This is a genomic window from Sphingomonas sp. 66-10 (genome assembly GCF_001897045.1).
Taxonomy (GTDB): Bacteria; Pseudomonadota; Alphaproteobacteria; order Sphingomonadales; family Sphingomonadaceae; genus Sphingomonas; species Sphingomonas lycopersici.
The window spans coordinates 18,538-28,227 of record NZ_MKRR01000001.1 but is presented as its reverse complement, the minus strand read 5'-3'; the positions used below and the strand labels follow the sequence as shown (position 1 = coordinate 28,227).

12 protein-coding genes are annotated in these 9,690 nt (G+C 67.1%); 2 read left to right on the top strand and 10 right to left on the bottom strand.

The window, feature by feature from the left end; all coding sequences use genetic code 11:
- Nucleotides 1-4: 4 nt before the first annotated feature.
- Both BGN95_RS00150 and BGN95_RS00145 read right to left on the bottom strand, forming a co-directional pair.
- On the bottom strand, nucleotides 5-2,137 hold the full coding sequence (locus BGN95_RS00150; protein WP_286771257.1) for a TonB-dependent receptor: 2,133 nt from the start codon (nucleotides 2,135-2,137) through the stop codon (nucleotides 5-7).
- A gap of 73 nt (nucleotides 2,138-2,210) precedes the next feature.
- Nucleotides 2,211-2,423, bottom strand: a complete 213-nt coding sequence (locus BGN95_RS00145) for a hypothetical protein (RefSeq protein WP_179512365.1) — start codon at nucleotides 2,421-2,423, stop codon at nucleotides 2,211-2,213.
- 114 nt (nucleotides 2,424-2,537) lie between these two features.
- Here BGN95_RS00145 and BGN95_RS00140 point away from each other — a divergent pair, with 114 nt between their 5' ends.
- Both BGN95_RS00140 and BGN95_RS00135 read left to right on the top strand, forming a co-directional pair.
- Complete coding sequence (locus tag BGN95_RS00140) at nucleotides 2,538-2,873, top strand: type II toxin-antitoxin system RelE/ParE family toxin (protein WP_286771256.1); 336 nt, start codon at nucleotides 2,538-2,540, stop codon at nucleotides 2,871-2,873.
- A 15-nt stretch (nucleotides 2,874-2,888) separates the two neighbouring features.
- On the top strand, nucleotides 2,889-3,203 hold the full coding sequence (locus BGN95_RS00135) for an addiction module antidote protein (protein ID WP_265314089.1): 315 nt from the start codon (nucleotides 2,889-2,891) through the stop codon (nucleotides 3,201-3,203).
- A 9-nt stretch (nucleotides 3,204-3,212) separates the two neighbouring features.
- On the opposite strand, the gene queA is transcribed toward BGN95_RS00135, so the two are convergent.
- The 8 genes from queA to BGN95_RS00095 all read right to left on the bottom strand — a co-directional run.
- Nucleotides 3,213-4,238 carry a tRNA preQ1(34) S-adenosylmethionine ribosyltransferase-isomerase QueA gene (gene queA / locus BGN95_RS00130; RefSeq protein WP_179512362.1) on the bottom strand — a complete coding sequence of 342 codons (1,026 nt, stop codon included), beginning with the start codon at nucleotides 4,236-4,238 and terminating at the stop codon, nucleotides 3,213-3,215.
- A gap of 143 nt (nucleotides 4,239-4,381) precedes the next feature.
- Complete coding sequence (locus BGN95_RS00125) at nucleotides 4,382-5,101, bottom strand: peptidylprolyl isomerase (RefSeq protein ID WP_265314092.1); 720 nt, start codon at nucleotides 5,099-5,101, stop codon at nucleotides 4,382-4,384.
- Between the two features lie 93 nt (nucleotides 5,102-5,194).
- Nucleotides 5,195-5,707 carry a pantetheine-phosphate adenylyltransferase gene (coaD, locus tag BGN95_RS00120; protein WP_179512360.1) on the bottom strand — a complete coding sequence of 171 codons (513 nt, stop codon included), beginning with the start codon at nucleotides 5,705-5,707 and terminating at the stop codon, nucleotides 5,195-5,197.
- Nucleotides 5,708-5,711: 4 nt separating this feature from the next.
- Entirely contained in the window at nucleotides 5,712-6,608 is an 897-nt protein-coding gene (locus BGN95_RS00115) for a polyprenyl synthetase family protein (RefSeq protein WP_286771255.1), read from the bottom strand.
- A complete protein-coding gene (locus BGN95_RS00110) occupies nucleotides 6,605-6,856 on the bottom strand; it encodes an exodeoxyribonuclease VII small subunit (protein WP_179512358.1) in 252 nt (83 codons plus the stop codon). Before BGN95_RS00110 ends, BGN95_RS00115 begins: the two co-directional genes overlap by 4 nt.
- A gap of 46 nt (nucleotides 6,857-6,902) precedes the next feature.
- Nucleotides 6,903-7,097: a hypothetical protein gene (locus BGN95_RS00105; protein ID WP_179512357.1), complete on the bottom strand. Its 195-nt coding sequence runs from the start codon at nucleotides 7,095-7,097 to the stop codon at nucleotides 6,903-6,905.
- Nucleotides 7,098-7,135: 38 nt separating this feature from the next.
- The gene (locus BGN95_RS00100) at nucleotides 7,136-8,812 is read right to left on the bottom strand and encodes a GGDEF domain-containing protein (protein ID WP_179512356.1); all 1,677 of its coding nucleotides are present in this window, start codon (nucleotides 8,810-8,812) and stop codon (nucleotides 7,136-7,138) included.
- A 265-nt stretch (nucleotides 8,813-9,077) separates the two neighbouring features.
- The coding region (locus BGN95_RS00095; RefSeq protein ID WP_286771254.1) for an AAA family ATPase at nucleotides 9,078-9,690 on the bottom strand (613 nt) is incomplete at its 5' end.

Genomic DNA, 9,690 nt, shown 5'->3' with positions numbered 1-9,690 from the left:
GGGTTCAGAGTCCCATCCGCAACGTCACCCGGATATCGCGCCCGGCGAGCGGGGCGAAATCCTTGAGCACGCTTGCCGCGCGCCGCGCGTTGACGTCGAAGATATTGTTCGCCGCGATCATGATGCTGGTCTTCTCGTTGCCGGCGAACGGCCGGAACGAGAAGGACGCGTTGACCATCGTATAAGGCGCCGTCTCGGTCTCGAACGCGGCGATGCGCGTCTGGCGGAAGACATGTTCCAGCTCGACCCGCGCGCTGGTGCGGTCGCCCTGCGCCTCGACCCCGCCGAGCACGCGCAGCGGCGGGATGCGCGGCACCGGGCTCAGGTCCACCACCGACGCGCGGACATAATCGGCGAGGATGTCGGCGTTGATCGCATGTCCGCCGATCCGCGCCAGCCGCTTGGAGACGTCGATCTCGAAGCCATAATAGCGCGCCTTGGCCTGCTGATATTGGAAGCAGGGGAATTCCACCTCGCGTCCGGACGGCGCGGCGGCGGCGGCGCAGACCGATTGCGCGGTCTGGTTCTCGTAGATGTAATCGTCGAACCAATTGTAATAGGCCGAGGCATCGAGGCTGAAGCCGTCGCTATGCGCGTGGAGCGTCGCCTCCAGCCCCCAGCTTTTCTCGGTACGGAAATCGGGGTTGCCGAGCTCATAGGCCTGCGTCCCGGCGTGGGCGCCGTTGGCGAACAATTCCTCGGCCGACGGCGCGCGCTCGGTGCGCGAGGCGTTGAGCCCGATGCGCACCCCGTCGGCGATGCCGTAAGACGCGCCGAGCGAGCCCGAGAAGGTGTCGAACCGGCGTTTGCCGTTGAAATAGCGCAGATCGTCCGCCGGGTTGAGCGCGGCGAGATTGGTATGCTCGTAGCGGACCCCGCCCTCGGCCTTGAACGCGCCATTCTCATATTGCTGGAGCGTGAAGAGCCCGACCTGTTCGGTATTGTTGCGCGGCAGGAAGGCTTCCTCGCCGACGACGTTGAACTGGCGGTTGAAATATTGCGCGCCGCTTGCGCCGCTCCAGCCGCCGCGATTGGCCTGGACGAATTCGAGGCGCCCTTCGAGGCCCTTGTTGTAGAAGCGCGTGCCGATCTCGCCGCTCGGTTCGAGTTCGAAATGGCGGTAATTGGCATAAGCCGCGCGCGCGCGGATGCGATCGAGGAAGCCGCCCCCGGTCTGCACCTCGCCGCGCAGATCGAAGCGGTTCTGGACGACCGAGAGCCGCGGCGCCTCCTGCTCCTGCCCGGGCTCGGTGGCATAGCGGATCGGCACGCCATAGAGGCTGTCGTAATGGCTGTACGACATGCCGAGCGACCCGGTGTCGGTGATCAGCGCCGCGCCGAGCCCGGCGGTCCAGGTCTTCGCCGCGGTGTTGGGCAGCCGGCCCTTGAGGCGCGCGGAGGCGGCGAAGTCGATCTCATCGTCGGGCGCCGCCTGCGCCGCGGCCAAAGCGGCGGCGCGCGCGCTGCGCGACAGCACATAGCCGCCGATACGGAGGTCGTCGGCCTTGAGATACGAGCCGTCGGCGTGGAGCACGAGGTTCCTGGTTACCGCGACATCCCCCGCTGCGCCGACCGAGCGCTCGGTCGCCGCGCTGCCGAAGCCGGCGGTGGCGTTGAGGCGATAGCCGTTGCTCGGGACGCTGCGCGGGATGCGCGAATCGATCACATTGACCACGCCGCCCGCCGCCGACGAGCCGTAGAGCAATGCCGCCGGGCCGCGCAGCACCTCGACCCGTTCGGCGAGCAGCGGATCGATCACCACCGCATGATCGACCGAGGTGTTCGACACGTCGACCGAACCGACCCCGTCGGTCAGCACGCGGATACGATCGCCCTGGAAGCCGCGCAGGATCGGCCGCGACGCGCTCGGTCCGAACGAGGTGGCGGAGACGCCGGGAAGCCGCGCGAGCGTCTCGCCGATCGTCGGGCGCAATTCGCGGTCGAGCTTTTCGCCCGAGAGGACGGAAGTGCCTTGCAGCACGTCGGTCTCGCTGCGCGCGACGGGCGCCGTAACGATCACATCGCGCGGCACGGTGTCCTGCGCGACCGGATTATCCTCGGCGACGGCGGGGGTGGCGATCAGTGCGGCAACAACGCCGGCGAGCGGAAGCGACCTATGGGCATATGTTCGGTTCATGAGGACCGGCTAAACGCAATGTTACAACATATCAACATCGCTTCATCGTCGCGAGGGCTCGCTTCGGCGCAGCTCAGCTATTGCGTTCGACCGATTCCAGGATGCGCGCGCCGGCCATGAACACCGCGACGGGGCAAGCGGCGAACAGCAGCCAGCCGCCGTAGCCAGGATATTGCTGCAGATAATGCACCCCGCGCTCTATCGCCCCGGTGCCGAGCGAGAAGATCACGAGGAACGCCTCGAACTTGGTCTTGATGACGAACAGACGGGCGATGCGGGACCACATGCCGGATCAGAAGCAAGCGATATGCCAGCCGCGGAAATCCGCCGATTCTCGCGAGCGGAATATGGTTATCTGTAAGTTAATCCGACACCCAGCCTAAGAAGGCGTCACTTTTAGTTGACGCGGCTGCGGCGTCACCTATATGTGACGCGTGTTCGCGGTTATCCCGACCGCCCGATTCGCCGATTGGATCGAGGGCCTCAAGGATCGCCGTGCGGCGGCGCGGATAGCGATCCGCATCGTTCGTATCGAAGCCGGGAATTTCGGCGACGCCAAATCGGTGGGCGGGAAGGTCAGCGAGCCCCGCATGACCATGGTGCCGGCTATCGCGTCTATTTCACGATCAAGGGGGAGGAGATCATCAACCTGCTTTGCGGCGGCAACAAGAAGAGCCAGCGCCGGGATATCGAGCAGGCGTATCGGATGGCCGAGGAAATCCACCGGGGGACGTGATGGAAGGATCCGAGAGTGACGGCTGAGCTTGGGCTCGCATTCGATGCGGCGAAATATCTGGTCGGCGATGACGAAGCGCAGCGTGAATTGCTTGCCGATGCGCTTGCCAGCGGTGATCGGGCCTATGTCGCGCATGCTCTTGGCACGATCGCCCGCGCGCGGGGCGGCCTCACCAAGCTGGCCGAGGAAACGGGGCTCAAACGGCAGGCGCTGCACCGCGCCTTGAGCAAAGACGGCAACCCAACGCTGGACACCTTACTGAAGGTGCTCACCGCTTTGGGTTTGCGCGCGACGGTCGAGAACAGCGAAGATCACCCGAAAGCGGCCTGAATAGCGCGCTTAAGGCAGCAGCAGCGAAGCGTCACCGTAGGAATAGAAGCGATAGCCGTGCTCGATCGCATGGGCGTAGGCCGCCTGCATCCGATCGAGCCCCATCAGCGCCGAGACTAGCATGAACAGGGTCGAGCGCGGCAAATGGAAGTTGGTGACGAGCCCGTCGATCCCGCGGAAGCGATAGCCGGGGGTGATGAAGATCGCGGTATCGCCCTCGAACGGGTGGACGATGCCGTCCGCATCCGCCGCGCTCTCGATCAGCCGCAGCGAGGTGGTGCCGACCGAAATCACCCGTCCGCCTGCCGCGCGGGTCGCGTTGAGGCGATCGGCGGTGGCGCGGTCGATGCGGCCCCATTCGGCGTGCATCACGTGATCGTCGGTGTCGTCGGCCTTGACCGGCAGGAAGGTGCCCGCGCCGACATGCAGCGTCAGCGTGACATGCCCGACCCCCGCCATCGCCAGCGCGTCGAGCAGGGCCGGGGTGAAATGCAGCGCCGCGGTAGGGGCGGCGACCGCCCCGGCACGCCGCGCGAACATCGTCTGATAATCATCGGCATCGCGCGCGTCGGTCGGGCGTTTGGCGGCGATATAGGGCGGGAGCGGCATGCGGCCGGCGCGCTCGAGCAGCAGCTCGACCGGCTCGTCGCCCGCGAAATCGAGCGCGATGCTGCCGTCCGCGCCGCGATCGCTCGCCACCGCGCTGACCCCGGCGCCGAAATCGATCGTATCGCCGTCGCGGACGCGCTTGGCGTTGCGGACGAAGGCGCGCCAGCGGCGCGGGCCTTCGCGCTTGTGGAGCGTCGCGCCGACACGTGCGGCGCCGCGCATCCCCTCGAGTTGTGCCGGGATCACGCGGGTATCGTTGAAGACGAGCAGGTCGCCGGCGCGCAACTCGCCCGGCAGATCGCTGACGATCCGGTCGGCGAGCGTGTCGCCGCGCACCACCAGCATCCGCGCCGAATCGCGCGGCGCGGCGGGGCGCAGCGCGATCCGCTCGGGCGGCAGCGTGAAATCGAACAGATCGACGTTCATCGGGGTCGGGCTTCGTCTTTAGCGCAACGTGCGCGAAGTAAATCCGTTCGCCCTGCGCTTGTCGAAGCGCGGCCCCACCTCACGAGCGACGGGACGCGCTTCGACAAGCGCAGGGCGAACGGGAATGGCGGATCCGGTTCGTCTTACGGCTTCTTCTTCGGCGCCGGCTTTGCGGCCGGCGTGGGCGCGGGCTTCGCCCCCGGCAGCGAGACCGGGCCGAGCACCGCGGCCGGATTGACGGCGGGCGGCGGCGCGGCCTGATAAGGCGGGGGGTTGTCGCTCGCGATATAGGCGTGGAGGATGCGCGTCGGGTTGGCGGGCGGCTCGCCGCGCTCGATCGCGTCGACATATTGCATCCCGTCGAGCACCCGGCCGAACACGGTATATTTGTGATCGAGCGCCAGCTTGGGCTGGAGCACGATGTAGAATTGGCTGTTGGCGCTGTCGTCGGCCTGCGCGCGCGCCGCGGCGACCGCGCCGCGGACGTGTGGCAGATAATTGAACTCGGCCTTCACGTCGGGAAGCGTCGAGCCGCCGGTGCCGTCGCCCTTGGGGTCGCCGCCCTGCGCCATGAAGCCGTCGATCACCCGATGGAAGGTGAGGCCGTCATAGAAATGCTGGCGGGTCAGCGTCTTGATCCGCTCGACCATCAGCGGCGCGGCGTCGGGGCGCAGCAGGATCGTCACCCGCCCGCCGTCCGACAGATCGAGCAGCCATTGGTTGGTCGTATCGGTGATCGCCGGCGGCGCGGCGCGCGTCGCGGTCTCGGTGGTCAGCACCACCGTGTTCTTCTTTTCCTTCTTGGCGAAGGCCGGCGGTGCAATCAGCACGCCAAGGATCGCCACTACACCCAAGAAACGCATCAATCCGACTTTCCCGCTCGATTCCATCGCGCCAGCGCCCCGGAACGCTGCTCCGCAGCTAAAGCATAGCGACGCTTGCGCCAATCTGAACCTTCAAACCCCGCTGCCGCGCCGGCCGAGCACCTGGACCCGCGCCGTCACTTCCTCGCGCACCGCGGGGGTGACGAACTTGCCGATCTCCCCGCCGAAGATCGCGATCTCCTTCACCAGCCGCGAGGCGATCGGCTGGAGCGCGACATCGGCCATCAGGAAGACCGTCTCGATCCGGTCGTTGAGCTGCTGGTTCATCCCCGCCATCTGATATTCGTATTCGAAGTCGGCAACGGCGCGCAGCCCGCGCACGATCACCCCGGCGCCTTCGCGCTCGGCGAAATCCATCAGCAGCGAATCGAAACTGACCACGCGGATATCGGCCTCGATCGCCGCCACCTCGCGCTCGACGATCGCCATCCGCTCGGGCAGCGAGAACATCGGCGATTTGGAGGGGTTGGTCGTCACCCCCACCACCAGCCGGTCGACCAGCTTCGCGCCGCGCCGGATGATGTCCATATGCCCAAGCGTGATCGGGTCGAACGTGCCGGGATAGACGCCGATGCGGATGCTCATGGGTTTATCGATCCCTTTCCAGCACGAAACGCGCGATATCGCGTAGCAGGTCGGCCTCGCGGCCGTAATGGCGCAAATGCGCGATCGCCTGATCGATCAGCAGCCGCGAGCGTTTGCGCGCCGGTTCGATGCCGAGCAGCGAGACGAAGGTTTCCTTCCCCGCGTCGGCATCCTTGCGCAGCTTCTTGCCCGCCGCCGCCTCGTCGCCCTCGACATCGAGCAGGTCGTCGACGATCTGGAAGGCGAGCCCGATGTCGCGTGCATAGCCGCGCAGCCCAGTGCGCCCTTCCGGCGCGACGCGGCCGAGGATCGCGCCCGCCTCGACCGAGGTGGCGATCAGCGCGCCGGTCTTGAGCGCCTGGAGCCGCCCGACCATCGCAAGATCGAAGCCCGCGCGCGCCGCGCCGAGGTCCATCGCCTGCCCGCCGCACATCCCCGCCGGGCCGGCGGCGCGCGCGAGATCGAGCGTCAGTTCGGCGCGGACGAACGGATCGGGGTGAGTCGCCGGATCGGCGAGAATCTCGAAGGCGAGCGCCTGCAGGCTGTCCCCGGCGAGGATCGCGGTCGCTTCGTCGAACGCCTTGTGGACGGTCGGCTTGCCGCGGCGCATGTCGTCGTCGTCCATCGCGGGCAGATCGTCGTGGATCAGCGAATAGACGTGGATCGCCTCGATCGCGGTGCCGACCCGCGCGATGCAATCGCGATCGCAGCCGAAAATCTGCGCGGTGGCGTAGACGAGCAGCGGGCGCAGCCGTTTGCCGCCGCCGATCGCGGCGTGGCGCATCGCGCGATAGAGATCGGCGCGGGGATCGTCCGGGACGGCGAGGAACTGGTCGAAACGCGCGTCGATCTCGGTGGCGATCTCGGCCAGCGCCGCCTGAAGCGCGGGGGAGGCGCTCATCCGGCGTTGAACGGCGTGGTGGTGGCGCGGCCTTCCGCGTCGAGCCGGATCGCCTCGATCCGTGCCTGTGCCGCATCGAGCCGCTCGGCGCAGCGCGCGCGCAGCGCATTGCCGCGCTCATACAGGTCGATCGCCTCGGCGAGCGGGGTTTCGCCGGATTCGAGCTTGTGGACGATCGCTTCGAGCTCGCGCAGCGCGGCCTCGAACGTCATCGAAGCGATTGCATTATCCTCGGGGTTTGACGCCATGCGGGCGCTATGCGGCAGGGGCCGTCAAAGGGCAAGCAGGCTGCGGTTAGCGCCCGCGGTTCCAGTGCAGCAGCAGCGACAGCCCGACCACGCCGAGGTTGATCGTCGCCTGCGCCGCGGGCTGGCTGGTTGCGATCGGCGATTCGCCGGCCAGATTCACCGAGATCAGCGGACGCCGCTCCGCCGCGACGGCCAGCGCAAGCACGATGGCAAGGAAGAAGGCGGCGCGGCGGCGTTGCATCGCAGTATATTACCCGATTCCGGGCGCGCTGGAAAGAGTCAGGCGGCGATCGGCGCGATGGCGTGGCGCACGCGATCGCGCCCGGCCGCCTTGGCGGCGAACAATGCCTGATCGGCATGGCGATAGAGCGTCTTCCAATCGTCCTCGCTGGCGATTGGGCCGTGGCAGGTGCCGAGAGAGACCGTGACCGAAATGTCGAACGGCATCCGCTCGGTGCGGACCCGCGCCAGCACGTCGGCGGCGAGATCATGGCCGCGATCGGGGATCAGCAGCGCGAATTCCTCCCCGCCGAGCCGTGCGACCAACGCATCCGGCGGCGCGGCGGCACGCAGCGCGCGAGCGACGATCCGCAGGACTTCGTCGCCGCCGTCATGCCCGAGCGTGTCGTTGACCAGCTTGAAGTGATCGATATCGGCGAGGACCAGCAGATGCGCCCGATCACGCCCGATCGCACTGCGCAGGAAACCGCGCCGGTTGAGCAGCCCGGTCAGCGGATCGGCGTCGGCGAGCAGCCGCGCGGCGATCTCCTGCTCGCGCGCCTCGTCGCGCTCGGCGGTGATCAGCCGGAAGCGATAGGCAATCGCGAGGCTGGAGAGCGTCGCCTCGATCGTCATCGACAGGATCGTCGAATTGTCGAGCAGGAAGCTCCAGCCGAGCAGGTGGAAATTGCCCGCGGCGCGCATCCCCGCCAGCACGACCGGGGCCGCCCAGGAAATCGTGTAGATCCACAGATAGTTGCTGCGATCGCGCCACGCGCGCCAGAGGATGAACGGCACCAGCGCGATCAGCGCGACGAAGCTCACCGCATAGATGTGGTCGAGCAGGGTGATGCGCCACGGTGCCAGAACGACGAGCGCGGTCGCGGCGACCAGCAGCAATGCGGCGACGATATCCGACGCGCGCGCCAGCCAGCCCTTGAAGACATGCGCGCCGAAGAAGCTGCGCGCAAAGGCCAAAGCGCAGACCGCCGCGATCGACAGCATCGCATAATTGATCCGCAGCCGATCGTTGTTCTCCAGCCCCGGAAACACCCAGGCCATCGCCCCCGACGACGAGAAGGCATAGAGCATCAGCCCCGCGACCATCGCGCAATAAGCGAGCTGGAACCCGTGGCGCAGCGCCCCCCACAAAGCGAGATTGTAGATCAGCAGCGCCAGGCATAGCCCGCCGAACGCGCTGTAGAGCGCGCCGAGCAGCATGTCGGACCGGACGCTCTCGCGGGCGGTGGCGAGGTGCGGCGCGAGGACGATGCCGCGCAGATTGGCCGCGCCGCGGACATGCCACATCAGCCGCGTCACCGGCGCTTCACGGGCCGGCAGCGCACGTTCGAAGATCGCGCCGAGCCGGATCGCGCGGGTCGCGTCATGGCCGTTCATCCGCTGGCTGAGCACGACGCCGTCGCCATAGACGATGTAGAGCGTCGCTTCGTCCTGCCACAGGCTGCCGCTGCGCACCGCCCAGGCGCGGGTCGAGAGTGGCGCGGATCGCACCCAGAAGTCGCCGGCGCCGAACGAGGTTTGCGCGCGGGTGCAATCGTAGCGCCGATCGGCGCGCAGCATCGCCGCCGCGGTGTCGCCGGGTCGGGCAGGCGCGATGCAGATCGGGACATCGCGCCCGACCAGCCCGCTTTGCGCCGCTGTCGGGACGGCCGCCAGAGTCGCGATGAGCGCGAACAACGCCCGAAAGACGATCCTGAACGCTGAACGAGCGGGCATGGACGACGCTCTAGCGGCGAGCGGCCAACAGATCGTTAATGCCGGCGAAAGTTATTTCTTACAAAGGCGTAACGACTTGGTCCGGTGGCGCAGTTCCGCCGTTCGCCCTGAGCTTGTCGAAGGGCTGTGCTTCTTCCGCGGAAGACAGGGCAGGGCTTCGACAAGCTCAGGGCGAACGGGGAGAGGGGGGCCGCAAAAAAACCGGCGGCGCCTCGTGTTCGGAGGCACCGCCGGCAATCATTCATTCGCTCGATCGGTCGGCGGATCAGGCCTTGACCGGCTCCGCCTTGCCGCCCTTCTTGCGCGGCTTTTTCGGCGCGGCGGGGACGATCTCGAACGACAAAGCGCCGTCCTTCAATTTCACCGTCACCTCGCCGCCGTGGACGAGCTTGCCGAACAGCAGTTCCTCGGCCAGCGGCTGCTTGATCTTCTCCTGGATCAGCCGGCTCATCGGCCGCGCGCCGTAGAGCTTGTCATAGCCCTTGTCGGTCAGCCACTGGCGCGCCTCGTCGGCGAGCTTGATGTGGACATCGCGGTCGGCGAGCTGGAGTTCGAGCTGGAGGATGAACTTGTCCACCACCCGCGCGACCACCTCGGGCGGGAGATAGCCGAACGGCACCACCGCATCGAGCCGGTTGCGGAATTCCGGCGTGAACATGCGTTGCACCGCCTGCTCGTCCTCGCCTTCGCGGGTGAGGTTGCCGAAGCCCAGCGTCTCGCGCGCCATGTCGCTCGCCCCGGCATTGGTGGTCATGATCAGGATGACGTTCCTGAAATCGACCGTCTTGCCGTGGTGATCGGTGAGCTTGCCGTTGTCCATCACCTGCAACAGGATGTTGTAAAGATCCGGGTGCGCCTTTTCGATTTCGTCGAGCAGC

Coding starts and splice junctions, on each gene's coding strand:
- BGN95_RS00125 (WP_265314092.1), bottom strand. CDS start 5,101: ATGCGTTTCTTGGGTGTAGTGGCGATCCTTGGCGTGCTGATTGCACCG.
- BGN95_RS00150 (WP_286771257.1), bottom strand. CDS start 2,137: ATGAACCGAACATATGCCCATAGGTCGCTTCCGCTCGCCGGCGTTGTT.
- queA (WP_179512362.1), bottom strand. CDS start 4,238: ATGAACGTCGATCTGTTCGATTTCACGCTGCCGCCCGAGCGGATCGCG.
- BGN95_RS00105 (WP_179512357.1), bottom strand. CDS start 7,097: ATGCAACGCCGCCGCGCCGCCTTCTTCCTTGCCATCGTGCTTGCGCTG.
- BGN95_RS00115 (WP_286771255.1), bottom strand. CDS start 6,608: ATGAGCGCCTCCCCCGCGCTTCAGGCGGCGCTGGCCGAGATCGCCACC.
- BGN95_RS00110 (WP_179512358.1), bottom strand. CDS start 6,856: ATGGCGTCAAACCCCGAGGATAATGCAATCGCTTCGATGACGTTCGAG.
- BGN95_RS00145 (WP_179512365.1), bottom strand. CDS start 2,423: ATGTGGTCCCGCATCGCCCGTCTGTTCGTCATCAAGACCAAGTTCGAG.
- BGN95_RS00100 (WP_179512356.1), bottom strand. CDS start 8,812: ATGCCCGCTCGTTCAGCGTTCAGGATCGTCTTTCGGGCGTTGTTCGCG.
- coaD (WP_179512360.1), bottom strand. CDS start 5,707: ATGAGCATCCGCATCGGCGTCTATCCCGGCACGTTCGACCCGATCACG.